Source organism: Pantoea sp. EKM20T (assembly GCF_011800485.1).
In the GTDB taxonomy this organism is placed as follows: Bacteria; Pseudomonadota; Gammaproteobacteria; order Enterobacterales; family Enterobacteriaceae; genus Pantoea; species Pantoea agglomerans.
This window is the reverse complement of sequence record NZ_JAALFW010000009.1, coordinates 176,317-201,185: the sequence shown is the minus strand read 5'-3', so window position 1 is coordinate 201,185 and position 24,869 is coordinate 176,317. Positions and strand designations below refer to the sequence as shown.

The 24,869-nt window shown below is 56.1% G+C and carries 23 protein-coding genes; 9 read left to right on the top strand and 14 right to left on the bottom strand.

The annotated features are described in order from the left end of the window. The first annotated feature begins 124 nt into the window (after positions 1–124). Positions 125–1,852, top strand: coding sequence for a phosphoenolpyruvate-protein phosphotransferase PtsI (gene ptsI, locus HFD94_RS16625; protein ID WP_010259908.1), 1,728 nt, complete (start codon positions 125–127; stop codon positions 1,850–1,852). A gap of 42 nt (positions 1,853–1,894) precedes the next feature. Next, a complete protein-coding gene (gene crr / locus HFD94_RS16620; RefSeq protein ID WP_010259911.1) occupies positions 1,895–2,395 on the top strand; it encodes a PTS glucose transporter subunit IIA in 501 nt (166 codons plus the stop codon). A 61-nt stretch (positions 2,396–2,456) separates the two neighbouring features. Here crr and HFD94_RS16615 read toward each other — a convergent pair whose 3' ends face one another. The 10 genes from HFD94_RS16615 to HFD94_RS16570 all read right to left on the bottom strand — a co-directional run bounded on the left by HFD94_RS16615 (position 2,457) and on the right by HFD94_RS16570 (position 11,230). After that, positions 2,457–3,797 (bottom strand): ATP-binding protein, encoded by a 1,341-nt coding sequence (locus HFD94_RS16615; RefSeq protein ID WP_061901216.1) that lies wholly within the window; start codon positions 3,795–3,797, stop codon positions 2,457–2,459. Continuing rightward, the gene (locus tag HFD94_RS16610; protein WP_010671364.1) at positions 3,794–4,474 is read right to left on the bottom strand and encodes a response regulator transcription factor; all 681 of its coding nucleotides are present in this window, start codon (positions 4,472–4,474) and stop codon (positions 3,794–3,796) included. The genes HFD94_RS16615 and HFD94_RS16610 overlap by 4 nt, the downstream gene beginning before the upstream one ends. Before the next feature lie 168 nt (positions 4,475–4,642). Then, positions 4,643–5,527, bottom strand: a complete 885-nt coding sequence (cysM, locus tag HFD94_RS16605; RefSeq protein WP_122889727.1) for a cysteine synthase CysM — start codon at positions 5,525–5,527, stop codon at positions 4,643–4,645. An 81-nt stretch (positions 5,528–5,608) separates the two neighbouring features. After that, positions 5,609–6,697 (bottom strand): sulfate/thiosulfate ABC transporter ATP-binding protein CysA, encoded by a 1,089-nt coding sequence (gene cysA, locus HFD94_RS16600; protein WP_010259925.1) that lies wholly within the window; start codon positions 6,695–6,697, stop codon positions 5,609–5,611. Next, positions 6,687–7,562 (bottom strand): sulfate/thiosulfate ABC transporter permease CysW, encoded by an 876-nt coding sequence (cysW, locus tag HFD94_RS16595; RefSeq protein WP_010259929.1) that lies wholly within the window; start codon positions 7,560–7,562, stop codon positions 6,687–6,689. Before cysW ends, cysA begins: the two co-directional genes overlap by 11 nt. Continuing rightward, positions 7,562–8,395 (bottom strand): sulfate/thiosulfate ABC transporter permease CysT, encoded by an 834-nt coding sequence (gene cysT / locus HFD94_RS16590; protein WP_010259932.1) that lies wholly within the window; start codon positions 8,393–8,395, stop codon positions 7,562–7,564. The genes cysW and cysT overlap by 1 nt, the downstream gene beginning before the upstream one ends. Further along, positions 8,395–9,411, bottom strand: a complete 1,017-nt coding sequence (locus HFD94_RS16585; protein WP_122889728.1) for a sulfate ABC transporter substrate-binding protein — start codon at positions 9,409–9,411, stop codon at positions 8,395–8,397. The genes cysT and HFD94_RS16585 overlap by 1 nt, the downstream gene beginning before the upstream one ends. 253 nt (positions 9,412–9,664) lie before the next feature. Next, positions 9,665–10,282 (bottom strand): RpoE-regulated lipoprotein, encoded by a 618-nt coding sequence (locus HFD94_RS16580; RefSeq protein ID WP_122889729.1) that lies wholly within the window; start codon positions 10,280–10,282, stop codon positions 9,665–9,667. Positions 10,283–10,347: 65 nt separating this feature from the next. Then, on the bottom strand, positions 10,348–10,815 hold the full coding sequence (locus tag HFD94_RS16575) for a DUF2919 family protein (protein ID WP_010259942.1): 468 nt from the start codon (positions 10,813–10,815) through the stop codon (positions 10,348–10,350). Continuing rightward, entirely contained in the window at positions 10,805–11,230 is a 426-nt protein-coding gene (locus HFD94_RS16570) for a GNAT family acetyltransferase (RefSeq protein WP_003848834.1), read from the bottom strand. The genes HFD94_RS16575 and HFD94_RS16570 overlap by 11 nt, the downstream gene beginning before the upstream one ends. Positions 11,231–11,437: 207 nt before the next feature. Here HFD94_RS16570 and amiA point away from each other — a divergent pair, with 207 nt between their 5' ends. From amiA to ampH, 5 genes are all read left to right on the top strand, one after another. Next, positions 11,438–12,286: an N-acetylmuramoyl-L-alanine amidase AmiA gene (amiA, locus tag HFD94_RS16565; RefSeq protein ID WP_010259947.1), complete on the top strand. Its 849-nt coding sequence runs from the start codon at positions 11,438–11,440 to the stop codon at positions 12,284–12,286. Positions 12,287–12,386: 100 nt separating this feature from the next. Then, positions 12,387–13,301 carry an oxygen-dependent coproporphyrinogen oxidase gene (gene hemF / locus HFD94_RS16560; protein ID WP_167433301.1) on the top strand — a complete coding sequence of 305 codons (915 nt, stop codon included), beginning with the start codon at positions 12,387–12,389 and terminating at the stop codon, positions 13,299–13,301. Between the two features lie 346 nt (positions 13,302–13,647). Beyond that, a complete protein-coding gene (gene tal, locus HFD94_RS16555; RefSeq protein ID WP_010259954.1) occupies positions 13,648–14,598 on the top strand; it encodes a transaldolase in 951 nt (316 codons plus the stop codon). A gap of 57 nt (positions 14,599–14,655) precedes the next feature. Next, on the top strand, positions 14,656–16,656 hold the full coding sequence (gene tkt, locus HFD94_RS16550; protein WP_158131460.1) for a transketolase: 2,001 nt from the start codon (positions 14,656–14,658) through the stop codon (positions 16,654–16,656). Positions 16,657–16,912: 256 nt separating this feature from the next. After that, a complete protein-coding gene (ampH, locus tag HFD94_RS16545) occupies positions 16,913–18,076 on the top strand; it encodes a D-alanyl-D-alanine-carboxypeptidase/endopeptidase AmpH (RefSeq protein ID WP_010259962.1) in 1,164 nt (387 codons plus the stop codon). On the opposite strand, the gene HFD94_RS16540 is transcribed toward ampH, so the two are convergent. The 4 genes from HFD94_RS16540 to HFD94_RS16525 form a co-directional block, all read right to left on the bottom strand. Then, positions 18,073–19,146 (bottom strand): DUF1176 domain-containing protein, encoded by a 1,074-nt coding sequence (locus HFD94_RS16540; protein WP_010259965.1) that lies wholly within the window; start codon positions 19,144–19,146, stop codon positions 18,073–18,075. The genes ampH and HFD94_RS16540 overlap by 4 nt on opposite strands. Positions 19,147–19,335: 189 nt before the next feature. Continuing rightward, a complete protein-coding gene (gene nudK, locus HFD94_RS16535) occupies positions 19,336–19,914 on the bottom strand; it encodes a GDP-mannose pyrophosphatase NudK (protein ID WP_010259968.1) in 579 nt (192 codons plus the stop codon). Between the two features lie 142 nt (positions 19,915–20,056). Next, entirely contained in the window at positions 20,057–21,553 is a 1,497-nt protein-coding gene (gene ansP, locus HFD94_RS16530) for an L-asparagine permease (protein ID WP_010671357.1), read from the bottom strand. A gap of 278 nt (positions 21,554–21,831) precedes the next feature. After that, positions 21,832–22,104, bottom strand: a complete 273-nt coding sequence (locus HFD94_RS16525; RefSeq protein ID WP_010671356.1) for a DUF1471 domain-containing protein — start codon at positions 22,102–22,104, stop codon at positions 21,832–21,834. 254 nt (positions 22,105–22,358) lie between these two features. Between HFD94_RS16525 and narQ the strand changes: the two genes are divergently transcribed. Both narQ and HFD94_RS16515 read left to right on the top strand, forming a co-directional pair. Further along, positions 22,359–24,047: a nitrate/nitrite two-component system sensor histidine kinase NarQ gene (narQ, locus tag HFD94_RS16520; RefSeq protein WP_029519734.1), complete on the top strand. Its 1,689-nt coding sequence runs from the start codon at positions 22,359–22,361 to the stop codon at positions 24,045–24,047. A gap of 137 nt (positions 24,048–24,184) precedes the next feature. Then, positions 24,185–24,814, top strand: a complete 630-nt coding sequence (locus HFD94_RS16515; protein ID WP_122889733.1) for a response regulator — start codon at positions 24,185–24,187, stop codon at positions 24,812–24,814. The last annotated feature ends 55 nt before the right edge of the window (positions 24,815–24,869 follow it).

The following is a 24,869-nucleotide window of genomic DNA, read 5'->3' as shown; positions in this document are numbered from 1 at the left end:
CCATTGAGTGCAAACATCTTGATCGCGGACAACCTGTCCGCGTTATTGCTTTCGTAGAGTACGTGTCCCGCGACAATGGCACCGCACAGAGTCCCATCAGCCATCGTGATTAAAAGGTAGCGTTATGATTTCAGGCATTTTAGCATCACCAGGTATCGCTTTCGGCAAAGCACTGCTGCTGAAAGAAGACGAGATCGTCATCAACCGCAAGAAAATTTCTGATGACCAGGTTGAGCAGGAAGTTCAGCGCTTCCTCGATGGCCGCAGCAAAGCGGCATTACAACTGGAAGCGATTCGCGTCAAAGCGGGTGAAACCCTCGGTGAAGAGAAAGCAGCAATCTTCGAAGGCCACATTATGTTGCTGGAAGATGAAGAGCTGGAGCAGGAAATCATCGACCTGATCAAAAAAGATCACGCTTCTGCCGATGCTGCTGCTTACTCGGTCATCGATGGCCAGGCGAAAGCACTGGAGGAGTTAGATGACGAATATCTGAAAGAGCGTGCGGCTGACGTACGTGACATCGGTAAGCGTCTGCTGCAAAACATCCTCGGTCTGCATATCGTTGACCTGAGCGCTATTCCGGACGAATCCATTCTGGTGGCAAAAGATTTAACGCCGTCAGAAACCGCACAGCTGAACCTGAAGAAGGTGCTGGGCTTTATCACCGATCTGGGTGGCCGTACCTCACATACCTCAATCATGGCGCGCTCGCTGGAGATCCCAGCCATTGTCGGTACCGGCAATGTGACCGTCACGGTTAAAAATGGCGATTTCCTGATTCTGGATGGCGTTAACAATGCGATTCACGTCAATCCTTCAGAAGCGATTCAGGAAGAGCTGAAAGCCGTACAGAACCAGTATCTGTCGGAAAAACATGAATTAGCTAAGCTGAAAGATCTGCCAGCCGTTACGCTGGATGGTCATCAGGTTGAAGTCTGCGCCAACATCGGTACTGTGCGCGATATCGCCGGTGCTGAACGTAACGGCGCTGAAGGCGTGGGTCTCTACCGCACCGAATTCCTGTTTATGGATCGTGACTCACTGCCAAGCGAAGAAGAGCAGTTCCAGGCGTACAAAGCCGTCGCTGAAGCCATGGGTTCACAGGCCGTTATCGTGCGTACCATGGACATCGGCGGCGACAAAGATCTGCCTTACATGAACCTGCCAAAAGAAGAGAACCCGTTCCTCGGCTGGCGCGCTATCCGTATCGCCATGGACCGCAAAGAGATTCTGCATGCGCAGCTGCGTGCAATCCTGCGCGCCTCCTCTTTCGGTAAACTGCGCATCATGTTCCCGATGATTATTTCGGTTGAAGAAGTACGCAGCCTGAAAGCGGAACTGGAACTGCTGAAAGCGCAGTTGCGTGAAGAAGGTAAAGCCTTTGATGAGAGCATCGAAGTCGGCATCATGGTGGAAACCCCGGCTTCAGCCGTGATTGCTCATCATCTGGCGAAGGAAGTCGACTTCTTCAGTATTGGGACAAACGATCTGACGCAGTATACTCTGGCGGTCGATCGTGGTAATGATTTGATCTCGCACCTGTACAACCCAATGGCGCCGTCTGTGCTTAACTTAATCAAGCAAGTCATTGATGCATCTCACGCTGAAGGTAAATGGACCGGCATGTGTGGTGAGCTGGCAGGTGATGAACGTGCTACACTACTGTTACTGGGAATGGGGCTGGACGAGTTCAGCATGAGTGCCATTTCTATCCCTGGCATCAAGAAAATCATTCGTAATACTAATTTTGAAGATGCGAAGGCATTGGCGGAGCAGGCACTGGCTCAACCGACAGCGGAAGATTTAATGAACCTGGTAAACAAGTTCATTAAGGAAAAAACGCTCTGCTAATCCGCATGATGCTGGCCCCAAATTACTGCTTAGGAGAAGATCATGGGTTTGTTTTCTAAACTTTTTGGCGAAAAAACGGATAGCGCTGGGACAATTGACATCGTAGCGCCTCTGTCAGGCGAAATCGTGAACATTGAAGACGTACCAGATGTGGTGTTTGCAGAAAAAATCGTGGGCGACGGTATTGCGATCAAGCCCAGCGGCAACAAAATGGTTGCTCCTGTTGATGGCACTATCGGTAAGATTTTTGAAACCAATCACGCTTTTTCGATCGAATCAGACAATGGCATTGAGCTGTTCGTCCACTTCGGTATCGATACCGTAGAACTGAAAGGTGAAGGCTTCAAACGCATCGCTGAAGAAGGCCAGAAGGTCAAAAAAGGCGACGTGGTTATCGAGTTTGACCTGCCGTTGCTGGAAGAGAAAGCGAAATCAACCCTGACACCGGTTGTCATCTCCAACATGGATGAAATCAAGGAATTGATTAAGCTGACTGGCCAGGTCACCGTCGGCGAAACGCCGGTGATTCGCATCAGAAAGTAAGCATTCGTTCATAACATAACGGCACCCGCGGGTGCCGTTATCGTTTCTGCTGTATGCCTGTTCAGGGCTGCCAGTGCGGCAGACGCAGCGTCAGTTCCAGTCCGCCTTCTGGCCGGTTTCTTGCCTCAACCTCACCATGATGCGCCAGCACCACCTTGCGCACGATAGCCAGTCCCAGACCATAACCTTTGCCCATCAGCGGCGAATTCACCCGCACAAACGGGTCAAAGATGCTGGAGAGCTTATCCTCATCGACACCCGGCCCCTGATCGCGCACCTGAATCACCAGCCACTGCTGTTCTGCGCGCAGATGAACATCAATCCGCTGCCCTGGCTGAGAGAAGCGCAGCGCATTGCGTAATACATTCTCTGCTCCGCGCCGTATTAGCTCTGCATTGCCCCGCACGGTGTAATCAGCCCGATCGTCGACCTGCAACTCTACCTGCACGCCTGGGATCTGCGCTTCATAACGGACATCGGTAATAACCGCCTGCAGCAAGCCGGTCAGATCAAAATATTGCTCATCCGGGATGCTTTCATGCTCAGCCCGCGACAGTGTCAGCAGTTCACCGATCATCTTGTCCAGCCGACGCGCCTCTTCATCAATGCGATCAAGCGAACTGTTCACACTTTCTGGCGTCTGTCTGGCCAGCCCGGTCGCCAGCTGCAGTCGCGCCAGCGGTGAACGAAGCTCATGTGAGATATCATGCAACAGTTCTTCACGGGCGCGCACCAGGGTATCGAGCCGCTCGACCATGGCGTCAAAGGCTTCAGCGACGTTTGAGATCTCGTCGTGGCGCTTACGCATGATCGGAAACAGCCGCACGCTTAAATCGCCCTCAGCCACGCGGGAAAATCCTTCCCGCAGCTGACGCATAGGTCGCGTCAGATTCCAGGCCAGAAGCAGACTGAACAGCAATCCCACCGAACCGGCGAAGACAAACATCGGCTCAGGAATATTCAGAAATTTTCGCGGCATCATGTTCAGCGTGCTGTCTTTACGCATGCCATCCAGGTCGTAGCGCAGATGATAGGCTTTGCCATCCGCGCCGCGAACCCAGCGCACCACCTCTTCAGGAAAGCGCCCTCTGATATCCAGGTTGCCGCTGTTTTCTGATTGGGACGGTTTTGTCTGTTGGGTGACGTGGAAGAACTGCCGATCGCTGTTATCCCAGTCCGAGAGCATCGCATTCAGCGCATCAGGCCCGCCCCGCTCCAGCACTGACGCGGCGGAGGTCATCTGCAGATCCACAATACGACGGATAGCCACGAGTTCAGGCGGTTCATGCCGTTTACCGGAGAGCGTAAAGCCGAGCCAGATAAGCTGGCTCATAATGACGAAAACGATCCAGAAGCCGATAAAGATCTTCCAGAACATGCGTCCACGGTAACTCTGCTTCATCGAATACGGTAGCCGATGCTGCGAACGGTTTCGATGTTGATGCTGTCAGCGGTTAATGCACTGAGCTTCTGACGAATGTTACTGATATGCACATCGACGCTGCGGTCATAGGCTTCACGCGGACGACCGAGTCCCTTTTCGGAGAGCTCATCTTTTGACACCACTCTGTCCGGTGCACGCAGCAGCAGATCCAGCAGATTAAATTCCGACGCCGTCAGATCAAAGGTTTTACCCTGCCATTCGCTAATGCGGGTGGCGGGATTAAGCATGAGTTCCCCCCAGCGCAGCGGCTCTCTGGCGTCTGGCTGTGGCGCCTGCTCTTCGAAACGGCGCAATACGGCGCGCAGTCGCGCCACCAGCTCTCGGGGATAGCAGGGCTTGGGCATATAGTCATCCGCGCCCATCTCCAGACCGATCACGCGATCAATATTATCGCCTTTGGCGGTCAGCATAATCACCGGTATCCGGCTGTTCTGGCGCACCTGACGCAACACATCAATGCCGCTCATGTCAGGCAGCATAATGTCCAGGATCATGGCGGTGAACTCTCCCGATAACGCGCCCTGCACGCCAGCGCTGCCGGTCAGAACCAGCTGGGCATCAAACCCTTCCCCGATCAGGTACTGACTTAACATCGTGCCTAATTCAACATCATCATCAACAAGCAAAATTTTCATGGTTATCTCTCTGGAGAATTGCCGCTATTTTGTCCTGTGCTGAACATTCGCGCAGCCTGATTTACGCGATCCTTACAGATTCAGTCTGTCTGGCGCCGAAAATTGGGGTTAAAAAAAGGCCTGTGGGCAGTTAATGCGCGCACAGGCCTGATTCCGCATTGGCAGAGGTTACTGATGATAGAGTCCGGTAGAGAGATAACGGTCACCGCGATCGCAGGCGATCGCCACCACCACGCTGCCAGGATTGGCCTGCGCAATGCGCAGCGCACCCGCCACCGCGCCGCCTGAACTGACGCCACAGAAAATGCCTTCACGGCGTGCCAGCGCGCGCATCGTCTCTTCCGCTTCCTTTTGCGTCATATCCATCACATCATCCACCAGATCGGGACGGTAGATCCCCGGCAGATAGGCCAGCGGCCAGCGACGAATACCCGGAATACTGCTGCCTTCGCTGGGCTGCAAACCGATCACCTGCACGCCCGTATTAAGCTCTTTCAGATAACGCCCCACGCCGGTAATGGTGCCGGTGGTGCCCATGCTGGAGACAAAATGAGTCATGCGCTGGTTCGACTGCTGCCACAATTCCGGGCCGGTGGTCTGATAGTGGCCCAGCGGATTATCGGGATTATTAAACTGGTCCAGCACCCGGCCTTCACCGCGCGCCGCCATCGCCTGCGCCAGATCGCGTGCGCCCTCCATGCCCTGTTCACGGGGCACCAGAATTAACTCTGCGCCATAGGCGCGCATCGCTTCCTGCCGCTCCTGACTCATATTGTCGGGCATCAGCAGGCGAAGTCGGTAGCCTTTCATCGCCGCGATCATCGCCAGCGCAATCCCGGTGTTGCCGCTGGTAGCTTCAATCAACTGATCGCCAGGTGAAATATCACCACGCAGCTCTGCCTGATTGATCATCGACCAGGCCGCGCGATCTTTTACCGAACCTGCCGGATTATTGCCTTCCAGCTTGAGCCAGACCTCGCTGCCGTTGGCGGGCGTCAGGCGCTGCAACTTAATCAGCGGGGTATTGCCGATGGTATTTTCGAGAGTCGTCACGGTGCGGTTCCTGGCATCTTACAAACCAGATGCGAAAAAAAGGCGGGAGTGTCACTCCCGCCCGGTGTTGAAGAGAAAATATCAGGCGCTTTGTGCAAAGGCAACTGCGCGCAGTGGCGTATCGCCCTTATAGAGACGCGCCTGCTGCAAGCCAACAAACAGACGCTCGCCGCGAATCGGCGCTGTCTGCTCACCTTCAAACACCACCGAGACCGGCTCGCTTTGCCAGCCTGCAGGCTGGACGACCAGCTGCCAGAAGTGTCCACGCGGGCTCACTTCCAGTACCTGTACCGGCAGCGGGGTTTCCAGACTGCTGCGGCGTGACACGTCGATTTCCCACGGACGCAGGAACAGCTCAACCGCGCCCTGGTGGGCCGAGGTATAGCCCAGCGGCCAGTGGTGCGCGCCAACGTGGAACTGTGATCCCTGAATCTCCCCATCAAAGCGGTTCACTTCACCCAGGAATTCCAGCACAAAACGGGTCGCCGGATCGCGCCACACATCATCTGGCGTGCCGACCTGCTCGATGTTGCCCTGGCTCATCACCACCACGCGATCTGCCACTTCCATCGCCTCTTCCTGGTCGTGGGTGACAAACACGCTGGTGAATTTCAGCTCTTCATGCAGCTGACGCAGCCAGCGGCGCAGCTCTTTACGCACCTGAGCATCCAGCGCGCCAAAAGGTTCGTCCAGCAGCAGAATCTGTGGTTCAACCGCTAACGCACGCGCCAGCGCCACACGCTGTTTCTGGCCGCCCGACAGCTGTGCCGGGAAGCGATTCGCCAGATGAGCCAGCTGCACCATCTCCAGCAGACGGGTAACACGCTGTTTGATCTCCGCCGTTGAAGGACGCTCACGACGTGGCAGCACGGTCAGGCCAAAGGCGATGTTGTCGAATACCGTCATATGACGGAACAGCGCGTAGTGCTGGAAGACAAAACCGACCTGACGATCGCGAGCATGCAGGCGGCTGACATCGTTGCCATGAAAACGGATGTGACCGCTGTTCTGATGCTCCAGCCCGGCAATGATGCGCAGCAGCGTGGTTTTACCCGAGCCTGATGGGCCAAGCAGCGCCACCATTTCACCCGAGGCAATATCCAGAGAGATATCGTTCAGCACCGATGTGCGACCAAAGGATTTGTTGATCTTGTTAATCTCAATGCTCATGATTTCCCTCCTGTTGCAGGCGTTTGTGCTGTTGCTCTAAACGCCACTGCACAATGCTTTTCAGAAACAGCGTCACAATTGCCATCAGGGTTAACAGGGCGGCCGCGGTGAATGCGCCAACGGTGTTGTAGTCCTGATGCAATAATTCAACCTGAAGCGGTAATGTGTAGGTCTCACCGCGAATCGATCCCGATACCACCGAGACCGCACCAAATTCACCAATCGCACGGGCGTTGGTCAGCACGATGCCATACAGCAGCGCCCAGCGAATGTTCGGCAGCGTTACGCGGCGGAACATCTGCCAGCCAGAGGCGCCCAGCAGCACCGCCGCTTCATCTTCATGACTGCCCTGACTCAGCATCACCGGGACCAGTTCGCGCACCACAAACGGACAGGTCACAAACACCGTCGCCAGCACCATGCCAGGCCAGGCAAACATAATCTGGATGTTATGCGCATCCAGCCAGCCGCCTGCCGGGCCATTAACGCCCCAGAACAGCAGATACATCAGACCGGCCACAACCGGCGACACGGCAAAAGGAATATCAAACAGGGTCAGCAGCAACTGACGCCCCGGAAAGGTGAAGCGCGTCACCAGCCAGGCGAGCAGCGTGCCGAACACCAGGTTAACCGGTACGGTGATCAACGCCACCATCACGGTCAGCCAGATGGCGTGCAGCATGTCCGGATCCGCCAGATTGCTGAGAGCGACAATGAGCCCCTGATTCAGCGCTTCCCAGAAGATGGAGGCCATCGGCACCACCAGCAGCAGAATCGAGATCAGCGCGCCGATACTAATCAGCAGCCACTTGCCCCAGTTCACTGGCTGACGTGCAGCGTGATTAATCTGTGAAACCTCAGCCATTAGTGACCTCCTAGACGACGGCCAAAGCGGCTCTGTAATGTGTTAATCGCAAATAACAGAATCAGCGATGCCGCCAGGATCACCGAGGCGATGGCGCTGGCCGCCGGATAGTCGAACTCCTGCAGCCGGACAAAAATCATCAGTGAGGTGACTTCCGTTTTCCAGGCGATGTTACCGGCAATAAAGATCACCGCACCAAATTCACCCAGGCTGCGGGTAAAGGAGAGCGCAGTCCCGGCCAGCAGCGCCGGAGCCACTTCCGGCAACACGACGCGGCGGAAGCTCTGCCATGGCGTGGCACCCAGCGTTTCGGCCGCCTCTTCATACTCCGGGCCTAACTCTTCCAGCACCGGCTGTACGGTACGCACCACAAACGGAATGCTGGTAAAGGCCATGGCGATGGCGATACCAATCCAGGTGTAAGAGATTTTGATGTCGAACTGAGCGAACCACTGTCCATACCAGCCGTTGACCGAAAAGAGTCCGGCCAGGGTCAGACCCGCCACCGCCGTAGGCAGTGCAAACGGCAGATCCATCAGGCCATCCAGCAGCGTCCGGCCCGGAAAACGGTAACGGGTCAGGATCCATGCCATCAGCATGCCGAACACCGCATTAAACAGTGAGGCGACGCCTGCAGAGAGCAGCGTTACTTTATAGGCGGCAATCAGCTGCGGATTGGTCACCACATCCCAGTACTGTTGCAGCGTCATCTGCGACAGCTGCATGATCACCGCGCTGATAGGCAGCAGCAGAATCAGACAGGTAAAGAGCAGACTGGTGCCGAGGCTGAGACCAAAGCCGGGCAACACGCGTTTCTGGCTGGCTGCAAACATTATCCGCGCCCCGCCGCTAACAACTTATCAAGCTCACCGCCGCTGACGAAGTGCGTCTTCATCACCTTATCCCAGCCGCCAAACGCCTCTTCCACCCGGAACAGGCTGGTCTGCGGGAAGCGATCTTTCTGCTCCGCCATCAGCTGTGCATTGTTCACGCGATAGTAGTAGTTAGTAATAATATTCTGCGCTTCAGGTGTATAGAGATAGTTCAGATAAGCGCTGGCCGCATCAGCGGTTTTATTGGTGGCGACGTTTTTATCCACCCATGCCACCGGAAACTCCGCCAGAATGTTGGTTTTCGGCACCACCACTTCATACTCATCTTTGCCGTACTGGTTGCGGATGTTATTCACTTCGGACTCAAAGCTAATTAATACGTCGCCCAGACCACGCTCAGCAAAGGTCGTGGTCGCACCGCGACCGCCAGTGTCGAATACTTCAACGTTTTTCAGAAATTGCGTCATAAAGGCACGGGTTTTGGCCTGATCGCCCCCGTCCGCTTTCTCCGCTGCGCCCCAGGCGGCCAGATAGGTGTAGCGGCCATTCCCGGAGGTTTTCGGATTCGGGAAAATCAGCTTCACATCACTGCGGGTCAAATCTGACCAGTCGTGAATCTGTTTTGGATTCCCTTTGCGCACCAGAAACGCCATGGTGGAGTAGAAAGGCGAGCTGTTATTCGGCAGACGGCTTTTCCAGTCTGCGGCAATCAGGTTGCCTTTATCGTGCAGCACCTGCACATCCGTAACCTGATTGTACGTGACGACATCCGCGCGCAGTCCCTGCAGGATAGCCAGCGCCTGCTTCGATGAACCGGCGTGCGACATCTTAATGGTCAGTGGATCGCTGGGATGACTGGCATCCCACTGTTTAACGAAGGGAGCATTCAGGGCGACAAACAGCTCCCGCGAAACATCGTAAGAGCTATTGAGGAGTTCAGTGGCATTGGCTGCGCCGGCCAGGCTCAGCGACAACGCGATACCGCTCACGATTTTTTTCATCGCTTGTAATGTCATTTGGCACCCTGAAAAAGTTTGATGCGGATCTCACCCGCTGAGGCACCAGTTTATTTATAACTCAGTGAAAACCAGTAACGGTTTTATATATCGTTTGATGATTTCAAAGTCGAAAAAAGCATAAGACGACGGCACTGTTTATGCAGAAATCAGCAAAAGCCGATAGGGAGGAGGAACCCCGTGCCGTGCGCGCCGGCAAAGGTTTCGGGAGGCTCAGCGGCCGCCTGACGGGCGGCGCGCTGAAGACGAGGAATTAATGCTGCCAGACAATCTTGCTGATTTTCCAGCTTTTCAGCGTATCGTCCGAGGGCATTAAGCCCTCCGGTCCATGCCAGTCACCCTGATAAACATAGGTCAGATGCTGACTGCCAGGCGCACGGCACGCCACGTCACGCGCATCGGTGCCGCTGGCTAAGGTGCAGTTGTCGAAGGCTTTGCTGAACTTATTACTGAAGACATCACCCACTTTGCTGCCATCGCTGCTGGCGATTGCGCTGTCCATGACCTCAATACGTTCGACCTGCGACTGCCCGTAAATAACCAGCTTAACGTTGCCATCATCCAGCGCCTGCCAGAAAGAGACCACCTGACCATTCTGGCTGCGCATGCCCTGACGCAGGCTATAGTCACCGTTCAGTCCGGCATTAATCGCGTCCTCTTTCATGGCGGTCGAGGCAGTTAACCCACCCACACCCTGTTCAGTCGCGGTCAGCGAGGAACCGAACCAGTTCCACGGCAGCGCCGAAGACCAGTGATACGTCAGCGGATTCCACCAGCTTGCCTGCTGGCTGCTGTCAGCGCCGGAACCCGAACTGGCACAGCCGCTCAGTACAACCGCGGCGATCAGTAGCGTGGAACGAACAGCTTTCATGAGAACTCCTGTAAATGCGATGCCGGAAAGGCGGAACTGATTGGAGTCGCAAAGCGACAAAAAGTTTAGTGAAGATGATGTTCGGGCAGAAAGCAGTCGCGACAGCGGCGGCTGGATTGCAGCCAGATCAGCGCCAGCAGGTCAAAGAGCGTCAGCAGCAATGGCAGCGGTGAGGTGAGCAGATCGCCCTGCACAAACTGCATTCCCTGCCAGAGCAGATTCACCAGCAGCGACAGCGCCAGCACGCTGCGCCAGTGCTGCCAGAGTCGCGGCAGGCGGGTGCGATACCCGGTCAGCAGCAGGCCCGCCAGCGCCGGTAAACCCAGCGCAAGACCGATCCAGAACGCCTGACGATCCGGATAGAACAGCGCCAGCAGATCGTTGCCCTGCTGCCGTGACGCCCCGGCCATCACCAGCAGCAGCCAGGTCCGTGCCTGGAGTAACAGGATCAGCCAAAAAAGAAACGGCAGCCGCAGCTGCCCTCTGGCGTCATACTCGTCCGGCAGATAGCCCGGTGACGGCTTAGTATTCACGATCTTCGATCAGACGTTTACCAAACAGCAGCGCATCAACCGGCTCATAATCGAGCTTCTCATAGAACGCCACCACCTGATCATTCTCTTCGCGGATCATCAGATGCAGTTTCGGACAGCCGCGCGCGATAAGCTTCTTCTCCAGACGGTTCATCAACGCATTCGCAAAGCCGCGTCCCTGATAGTCGGGATGCACGGCCAGATAGTAAGCCGCGCCGCGATGGCCATCATAGCCGCCCATCAGTGTGCCCACGACCACGCCGCCCACTTCAGCGACCAGAAAGAGATCGGGGTCGTGATTCATTTTGCGTTCGATATCCAGCTCAGGATCGTTCCATGGCCGTAACAAATCGCAACGTTCCCATAAGGTGATCACTTCTTCAAAATCTTCCTGGCGGAAGGCGCGGATTTCCATCTTCTTTACCTGCAAATAAGCACAATTTGCTGATTATCACGCATTCTCTGCCGCACGCAACCCTCCATGACGGGCGACAAATAAAAAAGCGCAAATTTACTGTTCGCGACCTGCAATACAAAGTAATGCCCTGAAATGGTTCTGTGATCGCAGGCAGCAGCCCCTTAGGCTATAACACCGGCAAGATTCCTGTTACCGGACCCGCACATGCACCTGCTTAAACGTTTGATTCATCGCCGTCAGTTACTGCTTTCCGGGCTGGCTCTGGCCATTTTATCGCCGCGCGCGGTTCAGGCTAAAGAGCAGTCTGCGCTTACTGGTGCAAATCGTCACTCGCGCCCTGCCCCGCCCGCAAAGAACGGTAAACGTATCGTGATGATCGACCCCGGTCACGGCGGCATCGACTCTGGTGCCGTTGGCGAAGAGGGTTCCGAAGAGAAACACATCGTGCTGGAGATTGCCGGCAACGTACAACGTCAGCTACAGAGCCATCCGCGTATAGAAGTGCGTCTGACCCGCGACAGCGACCACTTTATTCCGCTCTATCAGCGGGTGGAGATCGCCCACCAGCACGGCGCAGATCTCTTTATGTCGATTCATGCCGACGGTTTTACCAGTCCCGATGCCAGCGGTGCCTCGGTGTTTGCGCTCTCTAATCGCGGTGCCAGCAGCTCGATGGCGCGTTATCTGTCACAGCGGGAGAACGATGCGGACAAGCTGGGTGGCGTGAAAGCGCAGCAGCAGGATCACTATCTGCAGCAGATTCTGTTCGATCTGGTGCAGACGGACACCATCAAAAACAGCCTGACGCTGGGCAAGCATGTACTGGATCAGATCCGCCCGGTTCATCATCTTCACAGCCAGCACACCGAGCAGGCGGCCTTCGCAGTACTCAAGTCACCGTCGATCCCCTCGGTGCTGGTCGAAACCTCCTTTATTACTAATCCGCGTGAAGAGCAGCTGCTCGGCACCACCGCGTTTCGTCAGAAAATCGCCTCGGCTATTGCCAGCGGCATCGTCAATTACTTTGATGAGTTTGATCGCCGCAACGCCTGATGCATGTCGTCGGTTCAGGCCGTGCGACTCGCCGCACTCATGCAAGCGGCGCGGTTTTGCGTATAATCGCGTCAGACTTTGACAAACCATAAGCGAAAAAATGGCTGATATTTCCCGCGTAAAAGCGTTCCTGCTCGCATTGCAGGATGAGATTTGTAACCAGCTGGCGGCTGAAGATGGCGGCGCAGCGTTTGCTGAAGATAGCTGGCAGCGCCCTGGCGGCGGCGGCGGTCAGAGCCGTGTGCTGCGCAACGGCGCGGTGTTTGAGCAGGCGGGCGTCAACTTTTCGCACGTGCATGGCGATCAGATGCCGGCATCCGCCACTGCACACCGGCCGGAGCTGGCGGGTCGCAGCTTTGAAGCGATGGGCGTGTCGCTGGTGATCCACCCGAACAATCCCTATGTGCCCACCAGCCACGCCAACGTGCGCTTTTTTATCGCGGAGAAACCGGGTGCCGATCCGGTCTGGTGGTTTGGTGGCGGATTTGACCTGACCCCTTTTTATGGCTTCGAAGAAGATGCGCTGCACTGGCACCAGACTGCCGCTGACCTCTGCCAGCCTTTTGGCGAGGATGTCTATCCGCGCTATAAAAAGTGGTGTGATGACTATTTCTATCTGAAGCATCGTGATGAGCAGCGCGGCATTGGCGGCCTGTTTTTTGACGATCTCAACACGCCCGACTTTGAGCAGAGCTTCAGCTTTATGCAGGCGGTAGGCCGCGGCTTTATGGATGCCTATCGGCCGATTGTGGCGCGCCGTAAAGATCACCCGTGGAGCGATCGTGAGCGCCAGTTCCAGCTCTACCGCCGTGGTCGCTATGTGGAGTTTAATCTGGTGTGGGACCGCGGCACGCTGTTTGGTCTGCAGACCGGCGGTCGCACTGAATCGATCCTGATGTCGATGCCCCCGCTGGTGCGCTGGGAATATGATTATCAGCCCGATGCCGACTCACCTGAAGCCGCCCTCTATCGCGATTTCCTGCCGGTGAAGAACTGGCTGAATCTGCCAGTCTGATCGTTTCTGCCGCTGCAGCGCGCGTCTCAACCCGCGCTGCGCTTACCTCTCGCCTGATCGGCCTCTTCTTTTTTACAGGGCACAGATTGCTACAGTGTGGCCTGCGTCATTCCTCCTGACTGCTATGCTTATGGGTGGAATATGGCGCACCCCACGGTTAACACCGCATGACGGCTCCTTCGCACCGCCTCGCAGCGCAACAATCAGAGAAACCGCATGTTCATCAGAAACTCTCTGTTGCAATGTTATGGGTTCGCGTTCCCGGTAGCAGAACATGCCACAGACCGGCTGCGAGGCCTGAGGTGCCCCCTGTTCGCTTTCATTTTTCTTTTCAAGGAGTTTAGAGATGAACCAGCTAGAAGCCCTAAAACAGTTCACCACCGTGGTGGCGGACAGTGGTGATATCGAATCGATTCGTAATTACCATCCGGAAGACGCCACCACCAATCCCTCACTCATTCTGAAAGCGTCCGGTCTCGAAGGGTATAAGCACCTGATGGATGACGCGATTGAGTACGCCAAAAAACAGGGCGGCAGCAAAGAGACGCAGATTATTAACGCCAGCGACAAAGTGGCGATCAACCTTGGTATGGAAATCCTGAAAAGCATACCGGGCCGTGTTTCGACCGAAGTGGATGCGCGCCTCTCCTTCGATCGTGGCATGTGTGTGACCAAAGCAGAAAAACTGATTCGGATGTATGAAGAGCACGGTATCGATCGCTCACGCGTACTGATTAAGCTGGCCTCAACCTGGGAAGGCATCCGCGCAGCGGAAGAGCTGGAGAAAAACGGCATCCAGTGCAACCTGACACTGCTCTTCTCCTTTGCTCAGGCGCGTGCCTGTGCCGAAGCGGGCGTGTTCCTGATCTCCCCGTTCGTTGGACGCATCTACGACTGGTATAACTCGCGCAAACCCATGGACCCCTACGTGGCAGATGAAGATCCGGGCGTGAAATCCGTGCGTCGCATCTACGATTACTACAAAAAGCATCGTTACAGCACCATCATCATGGGCGCCAGCTTCCGTAAAGTGGAGCAGATTATCGCGCTGGCAGGCTGTGACCGCCTGACCCTGTCACCTAACCTGCTGGAAGAGTTGCAGAACAGTGATGCGCCGCTTGAGCGCAAACTGGAGCCTTCAACTGAAGGTTTCCACCAGCCGTCGCCGCTCTCCGAGGCGGAGTTCCGTTGGGAACATAATCAGGATCCAATGGCAGTTGAAAAACTCTCTGACGGCATCCGCCAGTTCGCGGTTGACCAGCAGAAGCTGGAAGATGTGCTCGCCGCACGCCTGTAGTCTTTATTTTAGTCGGGCGGGACTTTCCCGCCCTGATGCATAACAAGGGAGAACTTTATGTCCTCACGCAGAGAGTTGGCAAACGCGATTCGTGCACTGAGCATGGATGCGGTACAGAAGGCAAATTCAGGCCACCCTGGTGCGCCAATGGGAATGGCCGATATCGCCGAAGTGTTGTGGCGCGACTTCCTCCAGCATAATCCGACCAATCCCGCCTGGCTTGATCGCGACCGCTTTATCCTCTCCAACGGCCACGGCTCGATGCTGCTTTATAGCCTGCTGCACCTGAGCGGTTATGACCTGCCGATTGAAGAATTGAAAAATTTCCGTCAGCTGCACTCTAAAACGCCAGGTCACCCGGAAATCGGCTACACCCCAGGCGTTGAAACTACCACCGGCCCGCTGGGTCAGGGACTGGCTAACGCCGTGGGCTTAGCCATTGCAGAACGCACGCTGGCCGCGCAGTTTAACCGTCCGGATCATGAGATTGTCGATCACCACACCTATGTGTTTATGGGCGATGGCTGTCTGATGGAAGGCATCTCGCACGAAGTCTGTTCACTGGCGGGGACCCTGGGTCTCGGCAAACTGATCGGCTTCTATGACCATAACGGTATCTCGATCGATGGCGAGACCGAAGGCTGGTTTACTGACGACACCCATAAACGCTTTGAGTCCTACAACTGGCATGTGATTGGCGACATTGACGGCCATGACGCTGATGCCATTCGTGAGGCGATCAAAGAGGCGCAGAGCGTCACCGATAAGCCTTCACTGATTATCTGCCGCACTATTATCGGTTTCGGTTCGCCGAACAAAGCCGGTAAAGAGGAGTCGCACGGCGCGGCGCTGGGTGAGGCAGAAGTTGCCCTGACCCGCAAACAGCTCGGCTGGAACTATCCGGCGTTTGAGATCCCGGCTGAAATCTACCAGCAGTGGGATGCCAAAGCGGCGGGTGCTGAACGTGAAAAAGCCTGGGATGCAAAATTTGCGGCTTACAAAGAAGCCCATCCAGAGCTGGCGAAAGAGTATGAGCGCCGGATGAATGGCGAAATGCCCGCCAACTGGGAAACCGAAGCGACCCGTTTCATTCAGGAGTTGCAGGCTAACCCGCAGAAAATCGCCAGCCGTAAAGCGTCACAAAACTCGCTGGAAGCCTATGGCAAAATGCTGCCGGAGTTCCTCGGCGGTTCTGCTGACCTGGCACCGAGTAACCTCACCATCTGGTCAGGTTCTAAATCGATCAAAGAGGATCCGGCCGGTAACTATATTCACTACGGCGTGCGTGAATTTGGTATGACGGCGATTGGTAACGGTATCGCGCACCATGGCGGTTTCGTTCCCTACACCGCAACCTTCCTGATGTTTGTCGAATATGCGCGAAACGCCGCGCGTATGGCTGCGCTGATGAAGGCACGACAGATTCTGGTCTACACCCATGACTCCATCGGTCTGGGCGAAGATGGCCCGACGCACCAGCCGGTAGAGCAGATCGCCAGCCTGCGTCTGACACCAAACATGAGCGTATGGCGTCCGTGCGATCAGGTCGAAACGGCTGTAGCGTGGAAAGCCGCCGTCGAACGTCATCACGGTCCGACAGCGCTGATCCTCTCGCGTCAGAATCTGCTGCAGCCGGAACGTACCCCGGAGCAGATCGAAAACATCAAACGCGGCGGCTACGTGCTGAAGGATTGCGACGGCATACCAGAAGTGATTCTGATCGCGACCGGTTCAGAGATTGAGATCACCCTGGGTGCAGCGGATAAGCTCACTTCAGGCGGTCACAAGGTTCGGGTGGTTTCACTACCTTCTACTGACCTGTTTGATGCGCAGGATGCCGCTTACCGCGAATCCGTACTGCCGAGCGGCGTGAAAGCGCGTGTGGCGGTAGAAGCGGGTATTGCTGACTACTGGTTCAAGTATGTCGGTCTGGACGGTGCGATTGTCGGTATGACCACCTTTGGTGAATCCGCCCCGGCCAGTCAGCTGTTCCCGGAGTTTGGCTTCACGGTTGAGAATATCGTCAGCCACGCTGAAGCATTACTCAAGCCAGTTTAATGCTTATGCCCTTCCCGGCTCACCGGGAAGGGCCATTTCCACTTATAGCCTGATACATAAAAAAAACTCCATTCCCCTCTTCCCGCCCTGCGCAAACTCATTACTATAGAGCCGTCATACTTAATGCTGCCTGTGCGCTGGCTGTCCGTCTGTTCCTGCTGTTGTTCTGCCAGGATAACGCGGTTCTGTCCTGATGCATCCCGATGAGTGAAGGCAGATTTCCTCCGATTTTATAGCGAAGCCACTTCCGTTGAACATGCGCACACCCTATTTACTGGCCCTGATGGTTTCACTGCTTCCATTAAAAAGCATGGCGCAGGTCGCGCCCGATCCACTGCTGGCCTCTCAGATTGTTGATCGCTATGCGGAACATATCTTTTACGGCAGCGGTGCAACCGGCATGGCACTGGTGGCGATTGATGGTAATCAGCGGGTGTTCGCCAGCTTTGGTGAAACCCGTCCCGGCAACAATGTCCGTCCGCAGAAAGATTCGCTGATTCGCATCGCCTCGCTGAGTAAGCTGATGACCAGTGAAGTGATGGTGAAGCTGGCTGAGCGCGGACAGATCCGCCTCGACGATCCCCTGAGTAAATATGCGCCGCCGGGTTCACGCGTGCCCACCTACAATGGTCAGCCCATTCGCCTGATCAATCTCTCGACCCACACCAGCGGACTGCCTCGCGAACAGCCAGGCGGCAAAGCGCAGCGTCCGGTATTTGTCTGGCCGACCCGTGGTGAACGCTGGGCGTGGCTGTCGCGCGCTAACCTCAAAGCGGCGCCAGGCAGCAGTGCCGCCTACTCCAACCTGGGCTACGATCTGCTGGGTGATGCGTTGTCGCGCGCCACCGGCAAACCCTATCCGGCGCTGTTTCAGCAGCTGATTACCCGCCCGCTCGGCATGAAGGACACGACGTTTACGCCGTCGCCAGAGCAGTGCGGACGCCTGATGGTGGCGGAAAAAGGGGCCAGTCCGTGCAATAACACCCTGGCGGCGATTGGCAGCGGCGGCGTTTACTCAACGCCGGATGATATGGGCCGCTGGATGCAGCAGTTCCTTAACTCTTCTGTTAACCACCGCACGCCGCAGATCGATCGACTGCAGACGCTGATCTATCGTCGCGATCAGCTGAGCAAAGTAGAAGGCATGGATGTGCCGGGTAAAGCAGATGCGCTGGGGATGGGCTGGGTCTTTATGGGGCCGAAAAATGGTCGCCCTGGCATTATTCAGAAAACCGGCGGCGGCGGCGGTTTCATCACCTATATGGCGATGGTGCCGCAGCATAACGTGGGGGTATTTGTGGTGGTGACACGCTCGCCGCTGACCCGCTTTACGCCAATGAGCGACGGCGTGAATAATATGCTGGCCGAACTGGTCGGTAATCAGCTTGGCTCACCGATGATGGTGCAGGCGATTCGTTAACGCTGCTGTACGCCACCGTCAGACTGGCTGACCCACAGGGTTGGCCAGTCATCACTGCTGTGCCAGGCGTCACAGGTCGACTCTTCCGCATACTCCGCTAACACAAAACGCGTGCCATCAAACTGCCAGCGAGTGGCACTGCCGCAGTCACCCAACCCACGTCCTTTACCAAAGGTGTAGAGCTGGCCGCTGGCCGCATCATATTCGGCGTTAATCAGCTCAAGCTGTCGATCACTGGCACCTGGTGGGGTAAACGGCAGAGTTAAGGTGATGCCGCGCGCGACATACGGCTGGCTGCGCGTCACTTCAAACGCCAGATCGATCACGTTATAAGCCCCCATTTCACAACTCACCAGCAGCAGCGCGCGCTGATCGGTGAGTGGCGCCACGCTGACTTCACGGCGCAGTGGATCGAGTGAGCAGGAGTCGGTATTGACCCGCCAGGTGCCGTAATCAATTAATCCGCTGGTCTCGTCGCGCGTCAATGCCGCGGGTGGCTCGACAGCAGGCGGCAATGGCGGCAGCGCAGGCGGTGGTGGAACATCCCAGCTGGCGCGATCGCCACGTTTGACCCATGCGCTCATGCTGTTGACCCGCCCCTGGGTGTCATCCATCAGCAACAGTGCGGCCTTCATACCGCGCAGGGAGATCAGCGCATTGGGATCGAAAGTGAGCTGAAGGGTTTTCGCCTCCATCACCAGATCAAGAAACTCATCAATTGCGATGGCATTGCTGGTGGCAAGATGGTGCGGTTCAACCGTCCAGTGTTTGAGGTCGGGTTTCAGACGGCGCTGATCCAGTAGCAGGTTATCCTGAAGCGAACCGCCAGGCAGCGCGCCACTGTAGGCACTGCCGTAGTCGATTCGCAGCAAGGGGCGATCGTTGACGCCCGCATGCCGCGAAATCGTCATCACTAACCCTTTGTCGCCCGGAATATTGCGCGCCACGCAAAAGGCTTCATTGTTGCAGGTGATTTGCCAGTCGTTGAATGACTTTTGCAACGGTTCCGCCTGAACACAGGCAACCCACAGAGACGGCAACAGCCACAGCGATTTCATCCAATACGACATTAAGAAAATCGATCCCCGAATACCCAGAGTGGAGAGGATAGCGCATCAACGGGCCTGCCAGGGTTCCCATTCTGTGAACCTGTGCAAAAAGCGCAGTTAACTGCTTAAAAAGCGTGCATGAAAAGTGGATTATGCTTCACTTTCCACGCTCAACGCCGTCACGCTGCAACAGGCTAACTGCATGATTTTTTATGGTATCAGCCAGCCAGCAATCTGCGCATGCTGCAACAGCATGACGGTTTTGCCGTCGCGAATGCGGCCATCGGCGACCATTGCCAGTGCATCAGGGAAAGGCAGTTCCAGCACGTCGATCGACTCATCTTCAACGCCGCCGCCCGCATTGTCGCGCAGCGATTCATTATATTCTGCCGCGAAAAAGTGGATCAATTCAGTGACGCCGCCCGGCGACATATAGCAGGCATAGAGTTTCTCCACCTCGCCCACCGCATAACCGGTCTCTTCAATCGCCTCTTTGCGAATGCAATCTTCCGGAGAGTCGTCGTCCAGCAAGCCGGCACAGGCTTCAATTAACATGCCGCCCTCGTTACCGTTGACGTAAGTGGCGATACGGAACTGGCGCGTCAGGACCACGCTGTTCTTTTCACGGTTATAGAGCAGGATGGTCGCCCCGTTTCCGCGATCGTAGACTTCACGTTTATGGCGGATAACCTCGCCACGACGATCGGTGATCTCATAGGTGTAGTTACGCAGCACAAACCAGTTTTCGGACAGGAGCTTATCTTTGATGATGTTGATCTTAAACGACATGAGGACTCCGCTACCGCATAAAGGGAGCCTTTCATCATAGGGGCAAGCTTGCGGGAAAACTATCCTAATTCTCGCGGTGAATGAGGCGGTTTACGCCAAAAAAAAGCCAGCCCGAAGGCTGGCCTGATTGCTGCAGCGCTTATCAGCGCGAGGTGTCGTCAGCCAGTCGGGTCGGCTGAGGCTCCTCTTCGTGATGATCCTGTTCGGTCTCAGCTATGGCGTGAACACGCTTACGCACGCCAAACCATCCCAGCACCAGCAATACCGCGATCAGCGGAATGGAGGCGATGGTGTAAGTCCCGTTCGGGTAGTCAAACGCCATCAGCACCAGCACGCTGAACAGGAACAGCAGCGTCAGCCATGAGGTAAACGGCGCGCCTGGCAGCTTGAAGCTGACATCATCCGCCTTGCCCTCTTTAATCGCTTTGCGCAGACGCAGCTGACAAACCACGATAAAGGCCCAGGAGGAGATAATCCCCAGCGAGGCGATGTTCAGGACGATCTCAAACACCTGAGAAGGCACATAGTAGTTAAGCACCACACCAATCACATAGACGGCGATGGTCACCAGAATACCGGCATAAGGCACCTGCTGACCGTTCATCTTAGACATGAATTTCGGTGCAGAGCCACCCATCGACATGGAGCGCAGAATACGCCCGGTTGAGTAGAGGCCCGAGTTCAGGCTGGAGAGCGCCGCACTCAGCACCACGATATTCATGATGCTGCCAACGTAAGGCACGCCCAGCTTCGAGAAGAAGGTAACAAACGGACTCTGACCCGCCTGATAGGCGTTCCACGGCAGCAGCAGCACCAGCAGGACCACAGAGCCGACGTAGAACAGGCCGATACGCCAGATCACGCTGTTGATCGCTTTCGGCAGCATGGTTTTCGGGTCTTTACATTCCCCCGCCGCCGTACCTACCAGTTCGATAGAGGCAAAGGCGAACACCACACCCTGAATCAGCACCAGCGCAGGCAGTAAGCCGTGTGGGAACATGCCACCGTTATCGGTGATCAGATGGAAGCCGGTGCTGTTGCCATCCAGCGGTTTGCCGGTGCCAAGGAACACCACGCCCACCACCAGGAAGATCACAATCGCCAGCACTTTCACCAGCGCAAACCAGAACTCCATCTCGGCAAACCACTTTACGCCGATCATGTTCATGGTGCCGACAATCGCCAGCGCGCCCAGGGCGAACACCCACTGTGGCACATCACCAAACGCGCCCCAGTAGTGCATGTAGAGCGCGACGGCGGTGATATCGACGATGCCGGTCATTGCCCAGTTGACGAAGTACATCCAGCCCGCCACGTAGGAGGCTTTCTCACCCAGAAATTCACGGGCGTAGGAGACGAAGCTGCCGCTGCTGGGACGGTGTAACACCAGTTCGCCCAGCGCACGCAGAATAAAGAAGGAGAAGATGCCACACACCAGATAGATGATGGCTAAGGCGGGGCCAGCAGCCTGCAAACGGCCACCTGCGCCCAGGAACAAACCGGTACCAATGGCACCGCCGATCGCAATCATCTGTACGTGACGGTTACCCATCGCCTTCTGGTAGCCGGCGTCATGAGAATTGAGCCAGCGTCGTTTCGCAGCGCGCATCTCGCCTGGGGTTTTGTTTTTAGATTTCATAGCATTCCTGTTTGTCCTGACTATCAGTCGTCGCCCCCATTTCAGGCGTAATGCCCTGTGAAATGGGGTATTTTCCTCTGTGCGTTTGCCTGTGAGTGAGTGCCAGGCAGCGCGGGAATTTACGGCGATGAATCCTACCCGTTCTGCAAGAACGAAGCAAAATATACCGGGCAGATGCACAGGCTGATTTGTAAGAATCCATCCTGATGCACAAAAACAAAAAAACCGGCCATTTTCAGGCCGGTAAAAGCTACAGGGATGGAAACAGGAGGGTTGGGTTAGCGATAAATCTCTGCGGTGCCGCTCCACAGGCTGGAGTCGCCTGGGTTATCGACACCGATAACGCGGTAATGGCTGGCGCCCATCTCTTCCGCTTTTTGCGACAGCTGGCGATTCGCATCGTCCAGCGAGCCGCGAACGCCGGAGACCGAAACGCTACCGATGCTCTGCATACTCTGCGCCTGCGACTGATCGACCGGCGCGGCGGCGAAAGTGGCAAATGAGGCGGTAGCCAGTAATGCGCCCGCCAGGACAGCATTCAGCTTTTTCATTGGATGCTCCTTAATCTGTGATCGGGGTTGAGTTGATGACTGGATGAATTATTAGCGCTGCAATGAAAAGCAACATCGGGACGATGTAAACCTGTTCCTTTTTTAAGCGTTGAACAGCAGCACGTCCTGGGAACTGTCAGTTGCGGTCATTTTATGTGCGATGTGTAACGTCCTGTGCGATAAACAGGGAATGGATCATTTGCGTTACGTTAATGCGCTCTTATAATTCCCGCACTCTCAACAGGGCCATTCATGTGATTGTTAAACGTTCCGTAACTCAAAGCATCGCTCAGGCGCTCAGCGCCATTGTCCTGCTGTCGCTGCTCACCACCGGTCTGGCATTAGTCACGCTCCTGAGCAGCCAGCGCGACGCGGAGGCGATCAATCTGGCAGGTTCACTGCGCATGCAGAGCTATCGCATGGCCTGGGATGCCAGCCGTCAGCCGCAAAATCTGGCTCATCATCTGGCGCGCTATCAGCAAACGCTGGATGCGCCGGTGCTGCAGAAACTTGATCGGCCCTGGGTACCCCGTGAAGTAAGTGTTCGCTATCAACGGCTGCGTGCCGCCTGGCCCTCGCTGCAGCAACAGTTGCAACAGGGCGATACCGTGGCTTATCAGCAGCAGGTGCCAATCTACGTCGGTGAAATCGATCGCTTTGTGCTGGGTCTGCAACGCTATACCGAGTTGAAAATGCATCTGGTGGCCGCCAGCAGCCTGGTGGGGGTCATTGCGATTGTGGCGCTGGCACTGATGACGATTCGCTTTACCCGACTGCAGGTGGTGCGCCCGCTTAATGCGCTGGTCACCGCCAGTCGCTACGTAGAGAGCGGCAACTTTGCTTTTCCGCCGCTGCACGTTGAGCAGCAGAATGAACTGCGGGTGCTGTCGCATGCCTTCAGCGGCATGGCGGCACGGCTGCATTCGCACTACCAGCTGCTGGAAAGCACGGTGCGCGCCAAAACAGAAGATTTAACCCAGGCGAATCGCACGCTGTCGCTACTCTATGACAGCTCACAAATGCTGACCGCCAGCCCGCTGCATCCGGCACTGTTTGAAGCCGTGTTAACCAATGTACTGACGCGCGAGAAACTGACGGCGATCCGGCTCGACAGCGACCAGTTTCAGTTTCGTGCCGGTGATGATCAGGCAGCCGGTCAGTGGCAACGTCTGCCGTTACAGCAGGACGAGCAGCAGATTGGCGAGCTGCGCTGGCAGACAGCTGGTGCCTCCCCTCCGGATGAACTGATGCGCAGCCTGGCGGCGATGCTGGGACGGGCTATCTGGATCTGGCAGGCACAGCAGCAGTATCAGCAGATGCTGCTGATTGAAGAGCGCACGACCATTGCCCGGGAATTACATGACTCGCTGGCGCAGTCGCTCTCGTTTTTACGCATTCAGCTGACCCTGCTGCGCCGCGCCGTTGATAAAGACGATAGCGCCGCCCATACCATTATCGCGGACTTCGATCAGGCGCTGGCCGAGGCCTATCGTCAGCTGCGTGAGCTGCTGACCACTTTCCGTCTGACCATTGAGCAGGCGGATCTGGTGGCGGCCATGCAGGCGATGATCGCCTCGCTGCAGGAGAAGAGCAGTGCAGAGATACACTTTAACTATCAGACCGGCCTGCAGAGTCTGGAAGCACAACAGCAGGTGCATGTGTTGCAGATCGTCCGTGAGGCGCTACTGAATGCAATTCGTCACGCCAGTGCGCAGGTTATCCGGGTGGATTATCAGCACAGTGAAAAAGGTGAGCACTTACTGACAATTACCGATGATGGCGTGGGGATGAACAGCACTGACGAACCGCCGGGCCATTACGGCCTGACTATTATGGCGGAGCGCGCTCAGCGCCTGAGCGGCCATCTGACCCTCCACGCACAGCCACGGGGTACCAGGGTGGAGTTGCGCTTTCCACCGCAACCGGCGCGCCCGCTGGAATAGCAGGCCAGAGCGGGTCTTAATTTATTAAAATAATCTATCGGTTTGCGACCGCGGACTATTCGATACAGAACAGGGTGTTGTCCCTGAACAATACCGTCTGATCTGCCGCAGTCTGAAACCTATGCAACGGAGAAAATATGCAACAGCCCGCATTAACATTGATGATTGTGGATGACCACCCGCTGATGCGCCGCGGTGTCCGTCAGCTGCTGGCGCTGGATCCCCGGCTGGAGGTGATCGCCGAAGCCAGCAACGGCACTGAAGCGCTGGCGGAGGCCCGCCATCAGGAACCGGACATCATTCTGCTCGACCTGAATATGAAAGGCATGTCCGGACTGGATACGCTGAAGGCGCTGCGCCATGAAGGGATCAGTTCGCGCATTCTGGTGCTGACCGTTTCTGACGCCCGCAGCGATATTTTTGCCATGGTGGATGCCGGTGCTGACGGCTATCTGCTCAAGGACAGCGAGCCGGAGGTCCTGCTGGCGCATATCCTGCAGGCATCACGGGGCGAAAAGGTCTTCAGCGAGGGCGTCGCCCGCTATCTGGCTAATCGCCAGCACAGTGCCGATCCTCTGCGTCAGCTCACAGAGCGCGAACGGGATGTGCTGCAGGAAGTGGCGCGTGGCCTGTCGAATAAAGAGGTTGCCGCTATTCTGCATATCTCTGAAGAGACGGTAAAAGTGCACATTCGTAACCTGCTGCGGAAACTGGATGTCCGCTCACGCGTCGCCGCCACGGTGATGTGGCTTGAAAGCCGCAAATAGCCAACGAATTTACATTTTCTCCTCAATTTCTCCACGATTTCCCCCGCTGCCGCAC